This window comes from Pseudomonas sp. Con_6, assembly GCF_059379395.1.
The window spans coordinates 6,181,790-6,198,109 of the sequence record NZ_CM182011.1; the positions used below are offsets into that span (position 1 = coordinate 6,181,790).

Consider the following 16,320-nt stretch of genomic DNA (forward strand, 5'->3'; position numbering starts at 1 on the left):
CCAAAGCACAAGGCAGAAACGCAACCGCCCGTCCGTTTGGCAACGGACGGGCGGCTCGATGATGCGGGCCGGAAGGCCAGTCAGTGCTTGGTGACCTTGTCCAGGTAACCCATGGCAAAGGCCGAAACCACGAAGGTCATGTGGATGATCACGTACCACATCAGGTAGTTCGGCGAGATGTTCTGCGCGTCCATGAACACCCGCAGCAGGTGGATCGAGGAAATCGCCACGATCGACGCCGCGACCTTCATCTTCAGCGACGAAGAGTCCATCTTGCCCAGCCAACTGAGCTTTTCCTTGTCTTCGTCGATGTCCAGTTGCGAAACGAAGTTCTCATAGCCGGAAATCATCACCATCACCAGCAGGCCACCCACCAGGGCCATGTCGATCAGCGACAGGATCACCAGGATCAGGTCGGCTTCGGCCAGGCTGAAGATGTTCGGCAAGACGTGGAAGATCTCCTGAAAGAACTTCAGCGCCAGCGCCAGCAAGCCCAGCGACAATCCAAAGTAGATCGGTGCGAGCAGCCAGCGCGAGGCGTACATCGCATTTTCGATAAAGCGTTCCATTGAGCGAGTCACCTGAAGGCGGGGGAAAATCGGGCGGGAGTATATCAGCCGAACGTGTAGGAAAAAGCCTGCGATACGCGGTCGCAGGCCAATGAATCAAAGGTATGACTACTGGTTTCAGTGATGAACGTGACCGTTGACCCGCCGTAGTTGTGCCTGCAGGTGCACGCTCCAGATCTGCGGATCATCGGCCAACTGGTAGCCATGCAGGGTCAGGCTGTCGACGATGGCATCGAGTACCGATTCAGCGACGGAGGGACCGTGGAACGGGCCCTGGGCCTTGATTGCGGAAGGTTGCTCGCCAGCCATGCCGGCGGCGAAGAGAAGGGTCCACATGCCGGTATCGCCGGCCAGCGGACGTATGCTGCACTCAATGCGGGTGACCAGACCCAGACATTGGCGGGTGAGGCTGAGGCTGCGCGGCATGGCGACGACCCTCGGAAGAATCTCGTTCAGCCTTCGAACAAGGCTGTTTCCATCCTGTACCGACGACTATCCATGCTTTGAAGAATAGAAGAAAACCGGCCGGCACAAGCGACCGGCGGCAAACGGGCGCCGAATGGTAGTGCCATCACGACGCCCGCCAGTATCCCGTCAGGCCGGTTTTACCTCGACAAGTGCCTGTTCTGCCTGATCTTTCTCGGCTTCCTTGAGGTCCTCTTCGCTGATCATCTCGGCGATTACCCGCAGCCGCTCCACCACCCGGGCATTGACGCTACCCTCGGGGAACTGTCCATCGGCGTCCGGCGCACCGGCGGGTTCGCCCACCAGCAGGCTCAATGCCTCGTCGGCCTGGCTCACGGCATAGACATGGAACTGCCCCGCGCGCACGGCTTGCAACACCCGTTCGTCGAGCATCAGGGTGGAGACGTTGGCCTTCGGAATGATCGCGCCCTGCTCGCCGGTCAGACCGCGGGCCTCGCAGAGGCGGAAGAAGCCCTCGATTTTCTCGTTGACCCCGCCGACCGCCTGCACCTCACCGAACTGGTTGATCGAGCCGGTAATGGCGAAGCACTGCTTGAGCGGCGTCTTCGACAATGCCGAGATCAGCGTGCAGGCCTCGCCCAGCGAAGCGCTGTCGCCGTCGACATAGCCGTAGGACTGCTCCAGGGCGATGCTCGCGGAAATCGCCAGGGGGAATTCCTGGGCGTAGCGGCTGCCGAGGTAGCCGGTGAGGATCATCACGCCTTTGGAGTGAATCGGCTGGCCGAGGTTGACCTCGCGCTCGATGTCGACGATGCCGCTGCCGCCCGGGTACACCGTGGCGGAGATCCGCGCCGGCACGCCGAAGGCCGAGTCGCCCACTTCCAGTACGGTCAGGCCGTTGCACTTGCCCACCGCCGCGCCTTCGGTGTCGATCAGGATGATGCCGGCGAGCATGTCGTCGAGGATCCGCGCCGAGACCCGCCCGGTACGGGTGGCCTTGGCCTTCAGCGCACGCTCGATGTGGCCGACGTCGGTCATCTCGTCGTTGGCCAGGTGGCGAATGAAGTCGGCCTCGCTGACCAGCTGGAACAGGTCGCCGATCCGCGCTGACAGACGCTTCTGGTTTTCCGCCAGGCGCGCACTGTAGGTCGCCAGGCGTGCCACCGCGTCGGCGGTCAGCGGCGCCATGCCTTCCTCGCTGGTGCGGGTCTTCAGGAGCTGGGCGAACTGCTCCAGGCTCTCGTCGTGCATCGGGATCTCTTCGTCGAAGTCCACCAGCACGCGGAACATCTCCTGGAAGTCCGGATCATGGTCCTGAAGTGCGTAATAGAGCTGGCGCGCACCGATGATCACCACCTTCACCTGCAGCGGGATCATCTGCGGGGTGAGGGTCACGGTGGCGATGCGGCCCAGTTCGCCCAGCGGCGATTCCATCTTCAGCTTGCGCGACTGCAGGGCGCGCTTGAGGGCATCCCAGACGAACGGCTCGCCGAGCATCTTCTCCGCTTCGAGGATCAGGAAACCGCCATTGGCACGGTGCAGCGCACCCGGGCGCAACTGCCGGTAGTTGGTGTACAGGGCGCCCTGGTCGGTGCTGTATTCGATACGGCCGAACAGGTTGTCGTAGGTCGGGTGCGGCTCGAACACCACCGGCGCACCGCCACTGGCGGAGTGACCGACCACCAGGCTCGGCGAGAGCTGCTCTTCGAGCATCTTGCGGGCCACGGCGTCGACCTTGCTGTCGTCCACCAGTTGCTCGACGACGGTACGCAGCAGGTGCACCTGCATGGCCTGCAGGTAGGCGCAGACCGCGGCGTTCTCCGAGTATTTTTCCGACAGCGGGCCCAGCAGCGGCTGCAGGGCCAGGGTGATGGTTTCCTCGTTGAGCTGGCGCAGCTGGTTGTTCGACTCGCGCTTCCACTGCGGCAGGCTGGCCAGTTCCTCGTTGAGGCGCTCCTCCAGCAGGGCGATGTCTTCGTGGAAACGCTCGCGCTCGGCTTCCGGCAACTGGGCGAACTCGGCTTCGTCGAGAGCCTTGCCATCGCTCATCGGGGTGAAGGCGACGTTGCTGCTGTCGCGGTACAGCGCCACGTCCTTCTCCAGCGAAGCACGCTCGATCACGTCCAGGGCGCGGTCGTAACGCTGGTTGAAGGCGCGGTCGATGGCGCTCTTCTTCTGCTGGTAGGAGGGGTGTTCGAAGACCGCCGGGAAGGTGACCACCAGGTTGTCGATCAGGCTGCCGATATCGGCGATGAAAGTGCTCGCGCTACCCGGCGCCAGCTCTACCGCACGGGGTTCGCGCGGCTCGTCGAAATTGTTGACGTAGACCCAGTCGGATGGGGTCTGCAGGCGCTTGCCCTCGGTCTTGAGGTAGCGCTTGACGAAGGAAAAGCGGCCGGTGCCCGGCTCGCCCATGACGAACACGTTGTAGCCCGGACGGGGCATGGCAACACCGAACTGCAGGGCCTCTACCGCACGTTCCTGGCCCAGCACACCGCGAAATGGCTCCAGATCATTGGTTGTGGAAAAGGCGAACTGTTCAGCGGAAAACGGCCGGGTCAGGGCTTCTGGCGCAAGACGCAGGCTCGCAGCGACAGGATCGGGCATCGGGTTTCCTTACTTCGGCGGGGCAGATGCGGGCATTCTGGCGCCGCCTACAGCCGCGTTGCAAGGCTCTTGGTGCATTTGCCTGCAAGCGTCCAAAACGTGATGAGACACGCGTGTCAAAGCAATATTTCGCAATTAACAACGGAACCGTCAGATCGTGCCTAAACTCAAACACTGCGCGGCCGGGTAGATAACCGGACCCGATCCGGCAGTCCCCCTCCAGGCACGCCGGACAACCCTGACCTTTGGTTTGCAAATCAAAAAGAGAACAAAGCTATGAAACGGATTCTTCTGGGTACTCTGTTCACCGCGGTTTCGATCAACGCCATGGCCCAGGCGCCAGGCGGTCCGGACTGCGGTTGGGGCAACATGCTGTTCGAAGGCCAACGCGGCACCCCCGCTCACTTCCTCGCGTCCACCACCAACGGTACCTCGGGCAACGCCACCTTCGGCATGACCTCGGGCACCAACGGCTGCTCCACCAATGCGGCACTGACCTACGGCGGCAAGTCGTGGATCGCCATGAACGGCATGATGAACGAGCTATCCGAAGACATGGCCAAGGGCCAGGGCGAAGCCCTGACCACCTACGCCGTGGTTCTCGGCGTGGCACCTGAAGACCGCGCGCACTTCGCCGCCGTCACCCACCAGCACTTCCAGGACATCTTCAAGACCGCGGACACCACCGCCGAAGACGTCCACACCAACACCCTCGCCGTGCTCAAGTCCGACGCACGCCTTGCCAAGTACGCCACTCCGGCCTGAGGCTGACGTCGCGTCACCCCGCCCCGCTCAGGGGCGGGCTGTTGATCCCTATCGGCTTCATCGAGAAGTAGTTGCCCGACATGCTCAAACGCCTCGCCTACCTGGCGCTCTGTGCCTGTGCCCCGCTGCACGCGGCACCTTTCATGGACGAATCGCGTCTGCAACGGCTGGCCGCCGATCCCTACTGGATCGCCCTCGGTCATTACGAGACGGGCAAGCTGGGCGGTTGGCGCAGCTATGTCGACGACGACCGGTTCTTCCTCGCCAAAGACGGCGCGCACCACCCCGACCGCGAACTGGCGGCCACCGTAAAGGCCCTGTACGAACCGGCCAGCAAAGGCGACAAGCATGCCCAGTGCGTCTATCCGGCACGAACCCGCTGGCTGCGCGAGCAACTGCAACTCACCGACCTGCCCGCCCCCGACTGCGCCGAATACACCGCGTGGTTCAAGGACGTATCGCCACACAGCGCGGTGCTGATCTTCCCCGCCGCCTACCTGAACAGCCCGTCGTCGATGTTCGGCCACACCCTGCTACGCATCGACCAGGCCGACGTGCAGAGCAACGAGACCGCCCTGCTCAGCTACGCGGTCAACTTCGGTGCCTATATCGAAGGCAACGACAACAGCATCCTCTACGCCTGGAAGGGCCTGATGGGCGGTTATCCCGGCCTGTTCGCCTTCGTCCCCTACCAGGAGAAACTTTCCGAATACCGCAGCCTGGAAAACCGCGACCTGTGGGAATACCGGCTGAACCTTTCGCCCGAGGAAACCGGGCGCATGGTCGAGCATATCTGGGAGCTCAAGCAGATCCGCTTCGACTACTTCTTCTTCGACGAGAACTGCTCCTACCGCCTGCTGGAACTGCTCCAGGTGGCGCGTCCGAGCCTGGACCTGACCTCGCACTTCCCGCTCACCGCCATCCCCACCGACACGGTCAAGGCGGTCAAGCACGCTGGGCTGGTCGAGCGCGTGGACTACCGTCCGTCGCGTGAGCGCGAACTGCTGGCCCGCGCCGAGCCGCTGGACAAGGGCGAGCAGCACCAGGTGCTCGCCCTGGCTGCTGATACCGCCCGGCTGCAAAGCCCCGAGTTTACCGCCCTACCCCAAGAGCGCCAGGCCCTGGTGCAAGACGCCGCCTATCGCCTCGAGCGTTACCGCGCTACCGGTCAAGAACGGGATCCGGCACAAGCCAGGCGCAGCTTCGAGCTGCTGCGGGCGATCAACCGCAACCCGCCGCCGCCGCTGGATATCGAACGTCCGGGCTTGCCCGAGGACGGTCACGAGTCGCGCACCTGGCAGCTCGGCGTCGGTACCCGCGAGGACCGCGCCTTTGCCGAATATGGCCTGCGCATGGCCTATCACGACCTCAACGACAACGCCTACGGTTTCCCGCTGGGGGCGCAGATCGAGATCCTCCAGCTCAAGCTGCGCCAGTACGAGGGCAATGACTGGCAGGTGCAGCGCCTGGACCTGGCGACCATCCGCTCCCTGACCCCGCGCAACGACCTGCTCAAACCGTGGTCCTGGCAGGTGGCCGGCGGCCTGGAGCGTGTGCCGGGCAAGCATGACGACGAGGTGCTGGTCAGCCATGTCAATGGGGGTGCCGGCGGTACCTGGGCACTGGGCGACGACATGCTCGGTTTTGCCTTGGGGACGGTGCGGGTCGAGCATCACAACGATTTCGCCCAGTTCATCGCACCGGCGGCGGGGTTCAACACCGGATTGCTGTGGCGCAACGGGCTGGGCAACCTGACGGTCGAGGCCAAGGGGGATTACTTCATCAACGGCGAAGTGCGGCGCAGTCTCAGCCTGAACCAGCAGTGGGAGCTGAGTGACAGCCTTGGCCTGCGCCTGAGCGCCAGGCGCGAGTTCAGCCAGCTGGCGACGGCGCAGAACGAGGTGATGCTGGAATTGAAGTGGTACAACTATTGAGTTTGATGTCGCTCTTCAGGGCCTCATCGCTGGCAAGCCAGCTCCCACATTGTGGGAGCAACTGTCTTTGAGGATTTATTTTCAAATGATCCCTTCAGACACGGCTTCGCCAGCGATACCGCGTAGCGGTGTCGCTGGCGAAGCCCGCTTTAAAAAATGGTCCTCGGTTTTTATCAGGCCGCGGATGCCTGAGCTTCCTGTTCTCTCCACTCCTTACCGTCTCTCAACATCGCATTGAGACGCACCAGGAGCTTGCGCATACATGCCACAACAGCGACCTTGGGAAGCTTTCCTCGCGCTCTCAAAGCCTGATACTCAGCTTTGACTTCCGGATCATGCCGGACCATCGACCAGGTCGACATATAGGTCGCGCCGCGGACTGCATAGCGCCCACCCTCGATCGATCTGGGGCCGTTCTTCTTGCCGCTGTCGTTGTTGTAGGGCGCCAATCCAGCCAAGGCCGCGATCTTGCGCCCCGTCACGGTTCCGAGTTCTGGCAGAAGCGCCATGAGCGTGCCGCACATGATGACCCCGATCCCTTTAACCGATCTCAAGCGCCTGGCTTTTTCCTTGTCCAGCACGTTCGAGGCATTTTCAATCGCCTTGTCCAAGGCCTTGATCTGGCCGTTAAGGTAAGCGATGTGATCGGTGTAAGTGGATACGGCTGTAGCGCAAGTGGTCTGTTTGATCCGGCGTTTGTCGCTGTCCCGACTCTTGACCAGGCTGCCTCGCAGCTTGATCAGTTCCCCCAACTCATCTCGGTCCTTGTTGGGCTCAACCTGGGGCACGTCCTCGAAATCTCTGGCAAACTTCGCCAGCATTTGAGCGTCGATCTTGTCGGTCTTGGCAATCCTGCCCATGGATTTCGCAAAGTCACGAGCGCGTTTGGGATTGACGCGGACTGCGTTCAGCCCGCCCAGCCGCAAGGCCCTGAATAGAGCCCTTTCATAACCGCCGGTGGCCTCAAGCAATACCCGCTCGACCTCAAGCTCATTCAAACAAGCGATCAACTGAGCGAAGCCTGCAGGGTCATTGCTGACTCGAAACTGTGAGATATTCGCGGGAAAGAAGCCCACGTCTACAGTCGCTTTCGAAACATCGAGACCAACACAGTAGGAAATCATTGCCAAGCCCTCTTACACTCAAGAAGTGAGAGCACTCTGACCTATCCCTAGCTTGTGATTTCGAGTTTCGTGGCTCATCCAACTGTTCGGGCTTCTGGTCAGAGTGAGAGGTGGATGGCGACTTGGCTCCCACTCGTGCTTTAGGCACCGCTGGCATTCAGTCTGCCATCCACTGCTCTCACCCCTTTGAGTTTAAGAGGACTTGAAGACACAAGCTGGCTTGCCAGCGATGAGGCCCTTCCGGTCAGCGAGAGTTTCACGGCCTTTTGACGGCACGCTGACAATCCCCCTCCTAGACTTTCCCCATCTTGTGGAGAGTCTTGCGATGCGCTGGTACTGGGTTGTAGCTGTGCTGTTCCTGGCGGGTTGCCAATCGACCCACCAGCAATTGATCGAGAAGGGGTATCCACCGGCCTATGCCGATGGCTTCCAGGACGGCTGCGGCAGTGGCCGCCAGGCCGCCGGGGTGATGGCCGGGGAGTTCCGCAAGGACGTCCCGCGCTACCTGCACAACCGCCAGTACGAAACCGGCTGGGACGATGGCTTCCGCCAGTGCCAGGCCATGCGCGAGAACCAGGACCAGCAGAACTACTACAACCGCCACTGGGACGAACGCGAGGAACGCTGGCAACAGGAAAAGGACCAGGGCGCGGCCCGGGCCTATCGGCGTTGAAAGGGTCGCAATCGGGCATCCACTGAAACCGCGCACCTGCCAGCATGGTCTTCTGGCAAAGGAGACCAGCAATGAGCCGAGCATTCGTCAACGAGGACCAGGCCGCGGCCCAGGCCAGCCAGCCGGTGGAACGCAAGGTCAGCGACCAGCCCAACTACGTCACCGCCCAGGGCCTGGCCGCCTTGCAGCAGCGCGTGGCCGAACTCAATCGCCTGCGCAGCGACCTGCTCGCCCAGGGCGAACGCGCCGACAAGCAGACCTTGGCCGACACCGAGCGCGACCTGCGCTACTTCAGCGCACGACAGCAGAGCGCCCAGGTAGTACCGGCGGCGACATCACGGGACAAGGTACAGATCGGCAGCCGGGTGACCTACGTCGATGAGCAGGACCGGCAGCATGTGGTGCAACTGGTGGGGGAAGACCAGGCCGACATCGCTGCCGGCCTGGTCAACTGGGGTTCCCCGTTGGGCCGGGCACTGCTGGGAGCAGCACCCGGTGACGAGGTTGTGTGGCGACGACCGGCGGGCGATCAGGCGATCGAGGTCGTCACCATCGAGCCTGAGGCTTAGACCACGCCCTGGGCCAGCATGGCGTCGGCGACTTTCACGAAGCCGGCGATGTTGGCGCCTTTCACGTAGTTGATACGGCCGTTTTCCTCACCGTAGTGCACGCAGGCATGGTGGATCGACTGCATGATGTTGTGCAGCTTGCTGTCCACTTCACCGGCAGTCCACAGCAGGCGCATGGCGTTCTGCGACATTTCCAGGCCGCTGACCGCAACGCCACCAGCGTTGGACGCCTTGCCCGGAGCGAAGAGGATGCCGGCGTCGATGAACAGGTCGACCGCTTCCAGGGTGGTCGGCATGTTGGCGCCTTCCGCTACGCAGATGCAGCCGTTGGCCAGCAGCGCGCGGGCGTCGTCCAGGTCCAGTTCGTTCTGCGTGGCGCACGGCAGGGCGATGTCGCACGGCAGGCTCCATGGGCGCTGGCCGGCACGGAACTCCAGGCCGAACTGGGTCGCCAGTTCGCTCAGGCGGCCGCGCTTGACGTTCTTCAGCTCCATCAGCGCGTCCCACTGGGCATCGGTCAGGCCGGCTTCGGCGAACAGGGTGCCTTCGGAGTCGGACAGCGAGATGACCTTGCCGCCCAGGTCCATGACCTTGCGCGCGGCGTACTGGGCGACGTTGCCCGAGCCGGAGATGGCGACGCGGCGGCCGTCGATGCGCTTGTCTTCACGCTTGAGCATTTCCTCGGCGAAGTACACGCAGCCGTAGCCGGTGGCTTCCGGACGGATCAGGCTGCCGCCGTAGTTCATGCCCTTGCCGGTCAGCACGGAAGTGAACTGGTTGGCCAGGCGCTTGTACTGGCCGAACATGAAGCCGATTTCTCGCGCGCCCACGCCGATATCGCCGGCCGGCACGTCGAGATCGGCGCCGATGTGGCGGTACAGTTCGCTCATGAAGGCCTGGCAGAAGCGCATCACTTCAGCGTCGCTCTTGCCCTTCGGATCGAAGTCGGAGCCGCCCTTGCCGCCGCCCATGGGCAGGGAAGTCAGGGAGTTCTTGAATACCTGCTCGAAGGCCAGGAACTTCAGTACGCCGATGTTCACCGACGGATGGAAGCGCAGGCCGCCCTTGTACGGGCCGATGGCGCTGCTCATCTGGATACGATAGCCACGGTTGACCTGGACCTTGCCTGCGTCATCGACCCAGGACACACGGAACAGCACCGCACGCTCAGGCTCGACCATGCGCTCGAGGATGCCGGCTTCGAGGTAATGCGGGTTGGCTTCGAGGAAAGGCCAGAGGCTGCGCAGGACTTCTTCGACAGCCTGGTGGAATTCGGGTTGGGCAGGATCGCGTTGTTTCAGACGCGCGAGGAAGTGATCGACAGATTCAGTCATGAGTAGACATCTCACCGAGGGAGTTGGACTTTTTGGTTTTTTCGGGACTTTACCAAGAAGCAATCGCACTGGAATAGGGCGAAATGTCGTTTTTCTGAATTTTTTTGGTGCATTTCTATAAGTGTATACAGGCTGTGATGGGCCTCATCGCTGGCAAGCCAGCTCCCACAAGGACCTTTTTCACCCCCAAAATCCTGGCCTGATGCGGATCCTTGGGGAGCTGGCTTGACAGCGACTGGATCAACACAGGACCGAATCACAGGCACAAAAATGGGGCCGCCAAGGGCCCCATTCTTGTGCATAAACAGCCGGCTTTACTGGGCCAGCTTCTTGTGCCGTACCCGGTGCGGCTGGGCAGCAGCATCGCCGAGGCGTTTCTTGCGATCCGCTTCGTACTCGGTGTAGTTACCCTCGAAGAACACCGCCTGCGAGTCATCCTCATAGGCCAGGATGTGGGTCGCGACGCGGTCCAGGAACCAGCGATCGTGGGAAATCACGATGGCGGCGCCCGGGAAGTCCAGCAGCGCTTCCTCCAGCGAACGCAGGGTTTCAACGTCCAGGTCGTTGGACGGTTCGTCGAGCAGCAGGACGTTGCCGCCTTCTTTCAGAGTCAGGGCCAGGTGCAGGCGGCCACGCTCACCACCGGACAGGTCCTTGACGAACTTCTGCTGGTCGCCGCCCTTGAAGTTGAAGCGGCCGACGTAGGTACGCGACGGGATCTCGTAGTTGCCGATGCGGATCTGGTCGGAACCGTCGGAGATCTGTTGGAACACGGTCTTGCTGCCGTCCAGGTCCTCGCGGCTCTGGTCGACGCAGGCCAGTTGCACGGTTTCGCCGATCTCGATGCTGCCGGAGTCCGGTTGTTCCTTGCCCATCAGCATGCGGAACAGGGTCGATTTACCCGCGCCGTTACCACCGATGACACCGACGATCGCGCCTTTGGGCATGGTGAACGACAGGTTGTCGATCAACACGCGGTCGCCATAGCCCTTGGTGACGTTCTTGAACTCGATGACCTTGTCGCCCAGGCGCGGACCGGCCGGGATGTAGATCTCGTTGGTCTCGCTGCGCTTCTGGAATTCCTGCGACTGCATTTCCTCGAAGCGCGCCAGACGGGCCTTGGACTTGGACTGGCGGGCCTTGGCGCCTTTGCGCACCCACTCCAGTTCTTCCTTCATGGCCTTTTCGTGGGCCGACTGCTGCTTGGACTCCTGGGCCAGACGGTCGGACTTGGCTTCCAGCCAACCCGAGTAGTTGCCCTCGTAAGGAATGCCGGCGCCGCGGTCGAGTTCGAGGATCCAGCCAGCGACGTTGTCCAGGAAGTAACGGTCGTGGGTGATCGCTACCACAGTGCCCGGGAAGTCGTGGAGGAAGTGTTCCAGCCAGGCGACGGAGTCGGCGTCCAGGTGGTTGGTCGGCTCGTCGAGGAGCAGCATGTCCGGGGCGGACAGCAGCAGGCGGCACAGGGCCACACGGCGTTTTTCACCACCGGACAGGTGCTCGACCTTGGCGTCCCAGGCCGGCAGGCGCAGGGCGTCGGCGGCGACTTCCAGCTGGCGCTCCAGGTTGTGACCGTCGCTGGCCTGCAGGATGGCTTCCAGCTTGGCCTGCTCGGCGGCCAGCTTGTCGAAATCGGCATCCGGTTCGGCGTAGGCAGCGTAGACCTCGTCCAGGCGGGCCTGAGCGTCCTTGATCACGCTGACGGCTTCCTCGACCACTTCACGCACGGTCTTGGCCGGATCCAGTTGCGGCTCCTGCGGCAGGTAGCCGACGTTCAGTTCCGGCATCGGACGGGCTTCGCCGTCGAATTCGGTGTCGACGCCCGCCATGATCTTCAGCAGGGTGGATTTACCCGAGCCGTTCAGGCCGAGCACGCCGATCTTGGCGCCGGGGAAGAACGACAGGGAGATGTTCTTGAGGATTTCACGCTTGGGCGGAACAACCTTGCTCAGCCGGTGCATGGTGTAAACGTATTGAGCCAAAATGCGGACCTCGCTCGAATCGTTGGAAAAGCCCCGTCCGCGGGACAGGGCTGGAACAAACCGGGTATCGGCGTCACTGCGCTCGCGGGTTTTCCCGGGGCAGGATCGCGGCGGGTACAGGCCGTGGCCTCACCCTTGTGCTACAGATAGTCGGAACCGCTAAGGTTACCCGAACTGGGCGACGGCGGGCAGGGGTCAGGGCGGTACCGCCCCTACCGTCGGGCGAGACGGGAAAAGCGTTCCGACGAACAGGACTGGCACTTTGCCACACTTCAGGGCATGCTAGCCGCCCTTCGGGCGTCCGGCTTATAGTGCAGCCCTGGATCGCCGCCAGCTTGGTCGGCACCGACCATGCGCTGCCGTCCCAGCCTTACCGCAGGATCACCGTTTGACCAATCTCAATCAGCCGTCTTCCTCGCGCAAAGCCTCCGTCGCGTCGGGTCAGTCCTTGCGCGGCTCGTTGAAGGGCGCCTTGGCGATCCTGGTCCTGCTGCTGCTCGCCCTGCTGTTCTGGCAGACCCTGGAACAGTACCGCCACACGCTGGCCGACCGCCGCCAGCACAGCATCGACGCCAGCGCCGAACTGGCCGAGCGGATGAACCTGAGCCTGGCCCTGGAAGCCCAGGGCGCGCGCAACCTGCTGCCCGCCGCCGCGCCGGATGCCGAGACCATGCCTGCGCTGTTCAGCCGCCTGCACCAGCGCCTGCCGGCCCTCGACAGCCTGGCCTGGGTGACCGCCGACGGACGGATCCTGCGCGACAGTCTCGACGAGTCCCCCGACCAGACAGTCATGGCCGAACTGCTACGGCGCAACCAGCAGCACGCGTACTTCTTCAGCAACGCCGCAGGCAATGCTTTCGTGTACCTGCTACTGCACCAAGGCGAGGAGGCAGACAGTGCCTACTGGCTGTTGCGCTTCGAACCGGGCTGGTACCAGCAACTCGCCGAACACCTGGTACATGCCAATCGCGCGCAATGGCAACTGGAAAACGGCCAGACCGCAGAGACACTCAGCGACCACCTGCATCGCCATCCGCCACCCTCGCCCAATAGCGAAGAGACCCCGCTGCAAAGCGTGGTGCTGACCTTCCTCGATCACAGCGACTGGCAACTGCGCGGCTTCCACGACGCCGAGCGCAGTCGCCGCGAACTGCTGCCGGCGCTGGTGGGCAAGGCCATGCTGGTGCTGCTCTGCGCGGTGCTGCCGCTGCTGGCGCTGTTCAACATGCGTCGGCGCAACCTGGCCCTGCAGGAAAGCCGTCGGCGCTACCAGGACATCTTCGAAAGCACCGGCGTGGCTCTCTGCGTGCTCGACCTGTCCGCCCTGCCGGCGCTCCTCGAACGCCTGCGCCTGCGCAGCCGCCAGGAACTCGAGCAACGCCTGGACAACGACCCGGCGCTGCGCGACCTGCTGTTGCGCGAACTGAAGGTCACCGAGGTCAACCAGGTTGCCCTGCAACTGCTCGGTGTCGATTGCAGCGAGGGCGCCTGGCGCCACCTGATCGCCGGCAATGCCCTGGACCGTGACGGCGTCGGCCTGCACCTGGTGGGCGCCCTGCTCGACCAGCAGGCGCAGCTAGAACTGGAAGTGCGCCTGCCAACCGAGCAGGGCCTCGACCAGCACCTGTGGCTGATGGTGCGTTTCCCGGAGCAGCGCCGCGACTACAAGGCGGTGATCCTCAGCATCAGCGACATCACCAGCCGCAAGCGCGTCGAACTGTCGTTGCTGGAGCGCGAGAGCTTCTGGTCCGACGTGGTCCGCACCGTGCCGGACCAGCTCTACGTGCAGGACGTGCAAAGCCTGCGGATGATCTTCAGCAACCGCCACCTCGGCCAGACCCTGGGCTACGAGCGCCACGAACTGGCGCGCATGGGCGAGTTCTTCTGGGAAATCCTCCTGCACCCGGAAGACGCGGCGCTGTACCGTGCCCTGCGCCAGCAACAGCGCGAGAGCGGCTACCTGGAGCAGTTGCACTGCCAGTTGCGCTTCCGCCACCACGACCAGCGCTGGCGCCGCTACGACATCCGCGAGCAGGTGCTGACCCGCGATGCCGCCGGCAATGTCACGCGGATCATCGGCGTGGCCAAGGACGTCACCGACCAGCTCGAAGCCAGCGAGTCCCTGCGTGACAGCGAGCAGCGCTACCGCATGCTCGCCGAAAGCATCAGCGACGTGATCTTCTCCACCGACGACCAGTTGCAGCTCAACTACGTCAGTCCATCGGTACGCTCGGTGCTGGGCTACAACGTCGAGTGGATCTTCAACAACGGCTGGCAATCGACCATCGCCAACCCGGCGCAACTGGCCGGCCTTTACACTCTGATCGAACGGGTCAACCGCGCTCTTGGCGACGCCGCCCAGCTGGAAGCCCTGCGCACCCAGGTGCCGACCCAGCTGTTCCTGTTCGACTGCCTGCGCGCCGATGGCCGCAAGATTCCGATCGAACTGCGCCTGGTGCTGGTCTGGGACGAGCACGACCAGTTCGGCGGCATCCTCGGCGTCGGCCGCGACATCAGTCAGCAGCGCCGCGCGGAAAAAGACCTGCGTATGGCGGCAACGGTCTTCGAACACTCGACCTCGGCGATCCTCATCACCGACCCGGCCGGCTACATCGTCCAGGCCAACGAAGCGTTCAGCCGGGTCAGCGGCTATGCGGTACGCGACGTCCTCGACCAGTTGCCGAGCATGCTCACCGTCGACGGCCAGCAGGACTCGCACCTGCGCTACGTGCTCAAGCAGTTGCACCAGCGCGGCACCTGGGAAGGCGAAGTGTGGCTCAAGCGCCGCAGCGGCGAGCATTACCCGGCGTGGGTGGGTATCACCGCGGTGCTCGACGACGAGGGCGACCTGGCCAGCTACGTGTGCTTCTTCACCGACATCAGCGAGCGCAAGGCCAGCGAACAGCGCATCCACCGCCTGGCCTACTACGACGCCCTCACCCACCTGCCCAACCGCACGCTGTTCCAGGACCGTCTGCATACCGCGCTGCAGCAGGCCGAGCGGCACAAGTCGTGGGTGGTGTTGATGTTCCTCGACCTCGACCGTTTCAAGCCGATCAACGACTCCCTCGGCCACGCCGCCGGCGATCGCATGCTCAAGGACATGGCCGAACGCTTGCTGGACTGCGTCGATGACGACGACACCGTGGCGCGCATGGGCGGCGACGAATTCACCCTGCTCCTGCAACCGCGGGCCACCCGCGAGATGGCGCTGAACCGCGCCATCCATGTCGCCGAACAGATCCTCGGCAGCCTGGTTCGACCGTTCGTCCTGGAGAACCGCGAGTTCTTCGTCACCGCCAGTATCGGTATCGCCCTCAGTCCGCAAGACGGCAGCGAACTGAGCCAGTTGATGAAGAACGCCGACACCGCGATGTACCACGCCAAAGAGCGCGGCAAGAACAACTTCCAGTTCTACCAGGCGGACATGAACGCCAGTGCCCTGGAACGCCTGGAACTGGAAAGCGACCTGCGCCACGCCCTGGAACAGAACGAATTCATCCTTTACTACCAACCGCAGTTCAGCGGCGACGGCAAGCGCCTGACCGGTGCCGAGGCGCTGCTGCGCTGGCGCCACCCGCAACGCGGGCTGGTGCCGCCGGGAGACTTCATCCCGGTCATGGAAGAACTGGGCCTGGTGGTGGACGTGGGCGACTGGGTCATCGCCGAAGCCTCGCGCCAGCTCAAGGCCTGGCACCAGGCGCGGGTGCGGGTGCCGAAGGTCTCGGTGAACATCTCGGCGCGGCAGTTCTCCGATGGCCAGTTGGGCAATCGCATCGCCAGTATCCTCAAGGACACCGGTCTGCCACCGGCGTGCCTGGAGCTGGAGCTGACCGAAAGTATCCTGATGCGCGAAGTGCACGAGGCCATGCAGATCCTCGACAGCCTGAAGAACCTCGGCCTGAGCATCGCGGTCGACGACTTCGGCACGGGTTACTCGTCGCTCAACTACCTCAAGCAGTTCCCCATCGATGTGCTGAAGATCGACCGGACCTTCGTCGACGGCCTGCCGGAAGGCGAACAGGACGCGCAGATCGCTCGCGCGATCATCGCCATGGCCCACAGCCTCAACCTTGCGGTGATCGCCGAGGGCGTGGAAACCCACGAGCAACTGGAGTTCCTGCGCGAGCACGGCTGCGACGAGGTGCAGGGCTACCTGTTCGGCCGGCCGATGCCGGCCAACCAGTTCGAGGCGCAGTTCAGCAACGAAACGCTGTTCATGCTGGAGTAGCCCGGGGATTCATGCTGCTTGAATCCCATTTGTCTGCCAGATGATCCCCTTTCATATGCCAGACAAAAGTCTATGGGGTAGAATGCCCGCCTATTTCAGCCCGATC

Annotated in this window: 11 protein-coding genes; 5 read left to right on the top strand and 6 right to left on the bottom strand. The window is 63.1% G+C overall.

Annotated features, from left to right (window positions below):
- Window positions 1-80 precede the first annotated feature (80 nt).
- The 3 genes from AC5QPF_RS28010 to AC5QPF_RS28020 form a co-directional block, all read right to left on the bottom strand.
- A complete protein-coding gene (locus AC5QPF_RS28010) occupies window positions 81-569 on the bottom strand; it encodes a TIGR00645 family protein (RefSeq protein ID WP_494960856.1) in 489 nt (162 codons plus the stop codon).
- A 117-nt stretch (window positions 570-686) separates the two neighbouring features.
- A complete protein-coding gene (locus AC5QPF_RS28015; RefSeq protein WP_458979161.1) occupies window positions 687-995 on the bottom strand; it encodes a PA4575 family protein in 309 nt (102 codons plus the stop codon).
- 168 nt (window positions 996-1,163) lie between these two features.
- Window positions 1,164-3,602 carry an AAA family ATPase gene (locus AC5QPF_RS28020; RefSeq protein WP_494960857.1) on the bottom strand — a complete coding sequence of 813 codons (2,439 nt, stop codon included), beginning with the start codon at window positions 3,600-3,602 and terminating at the stop codon, window positions 1,164-1,166.
- A 276-nt stretch (window positions 3,603-3,878) separates the two neighbouring features.
- Here AC5QPF_RS28020 and AC5QPF_RS28025 point away from each other — a divergent pair, with 276 nt between their 5' ends.
- Together AC5QPF_RS28025 and AC5QPF_RS28030 are read left to right on the top strand one after the other, a co-directional pair.
- Complete coding sequence (locus tag AC5QPF_RS28025) at window positions 3,879-4,367, top strand: DUF3015 domain-containing protein (protein WP_458979163.1); 489 nt, start codon at window positions 3,879-3,881, stop codon at window positions 4,365-4,367.
- Window positions 4,368-4,447: 80 nt separating this feature from the next.
- On the top strand, window positions 4,448-6,301 hold the full coding sequence (locus AC5QPF_RS28030; protein WP_494960858.1) for a DUF7840 domain-containing protein: 1,854 nt from the start codon (window positions 4,448-4,450) through the stop codon (window positions 6,299-6,301).
- 173 nt (window positions 6,302-6,474) lie between these two features.
- Here the strand turns inward: AC5QPF_RS28030 and AC5QPF_RS28035 are convergent, their stop codons facing one another.
- Window positions 6,475-7,425 carry an IS110 family transposase gene (locus AC5QPF_RS28035; RefSeq protein WP_494960164.1) on the bottom strand — a complete coding sequence of 317 codons (951 nt, stop codon included), beginning with the start codon at window positions 7,423-7,425 and terminating at the stop codon, window positions 6,475-6,477.
- Window positions 7,426-7,750: 325 nt separating this feature from the next.
- On the opposite strand from AC5QPF_RS28035, the gene AC5QPF_RS28040 reads away from it, so the two are divergent.
- On the top strand, window positions 7,751-8,098 hold the full coding sequence (locus AC5QPF_RS28040; RefSeq protein ID WP_494960859.1) for a hypothetical protein: 348 nt from the start codon (window positions 7,751-7,753) through the stop codon (window positions 8,096-8,098).
- A 71-nt stretch (window positions 8,099-8,169) separates the two neighbouring features.
- Window positions 8,170-8,667, top strand: a complete 498-nt coding sequence (locus AC5QPF_RS28045) for a GreA/GreB family elongation factor (protein ID WP_494960860.1) — start codon at window positions 8,170-8,172, stop codon at window positions 8,665-8,667.
- On the opposite strand, the gene gdhA is transcribed toward AC5QPF_RS28045, so the two are convergent.
- Both gdhA and ettA read right to left on the bottom strand, forming a co-directional pair.
- Window positions 8,664-10,001: an NADP-specific glutamate dehydrogenase gene (gene gdhA, locus AC5QPF_RS28050; RefSeq protein ID WP_494960861.1), complete on the bottom strand. Its 1,338-nt coding sequence runs from the start codon at window positions 9,999-10,001 to the stop codon at window positions 8,664-8,666. The two genes, AC5QPF_RS28045 and gdhA, sit on opposite strands and share 4 nt — an antisense overlap.
- 314 nt (window positions 10,002-10,315) lie before the next feature.
- Window positions 10,316-11,983 carry an energy-dependent translational throttle protein EttA gene (gene ettA / locus AC5QPF_RS28055; protein ID WP_458979168.1) on the bottom strand — a complete coding sequence of 556 codons (1,668 nt, stop codon included), beginning with the start codon at window positions 11,981-11,983 and terminating at the stop codon, window positions 10,316-10,318.
- 388 nt (window positions 11,984-12,371) lie between these two features.
- On the opposite strand from ettA, the gene AC5QPF_RS28060 reads away from it, so the two are divergent.
- On the top strand, window positions 12,372-16,214 hold the full coding sequence (locus AC5QPF_RS28060; RefSeq protein ID WP_494960862.1) for an EAL domain-containing protein: 3,843 nt from the start codon (window positions 12,372-12,374) through the stop codon (window positions 16,212-16,214).
- The last annotated feature ends 106 nt before the right edge of the window (window positions 16,215-16,320 follow it).

What these genes read in the sequence shown, in the direction of transcription:
- AC5QPF_RS28010 (WP_494960856.1), bottom strand. Translation starts at nt 569, where the DNA reads ATGGAACGCTTTATCGAAAATGCGATGTACGCCTCGCGCTGGCTGCTC.
- AC5QPF_RS28015 (WP_458979161.1), bottom strand. Translation starts at nt 995, where the DNA reads ATGCCGCGCAGCCTCAGCCTCACCCGCCAATGTCTGGGTCTGGTCACC.
- AC5QPF_RS28020 (WP_494960857.1), bottom strand. Translation starts at nt 3,602, where the DNA reads ATGCCCGATCCTGTCGCTGCGAGCCTGCGTCTTGCGCCAGAAGCCCTG.
- AC5QPF_RS28025 (WP_458979163.1), top strand. Translation starts at nt 3,879, where the DNA reads ATGAAACGGATTCTTCTGGGTACTCTGTTCACCGCGGTTTCGATCAAC.
- AC5QPF_RS28030 (WP_494960858.1), top strand. Translation starts at nt 4,448, where the DNA reads ATGCTCAAACGCCTCGCCTACCTGGCGCTCTGTGCCTGTGCCCCGCTG.
- AC5QPF_RS28035 (WP_494960164.1), bottom strand. Translation starts at nt 7,425, where the DNA reads ATGATTTCCTACTGTGTTGGTCTCGATGTTTCGAAAGCGACTGTAGAC.
- AC5QPF_RS28040 (WP_494960859.1), top strand. Translation starts at nt 7,751, where the DNA reads ATGCGCTGGTACTGGGTTGTAGCTGTGCTGTTCCTGGCGGGTTGCCAA.
- AC5QPF_RS28045 (WP_494960860.1), top strand. Translation starts at nt 8,170, where the DNA reads ATGAGCCGAGCATTCGTCAACGAGGACCAGGCCGCGGCCCAGGCCAGC.
- gdhA (WP_494960861.1), bottom strand. Translation starts at nt 10,001, where the DNA reads ATGACTGAATCTGTCGATCACTTCCTCGCGCGTCTGAAACAACGCGAT.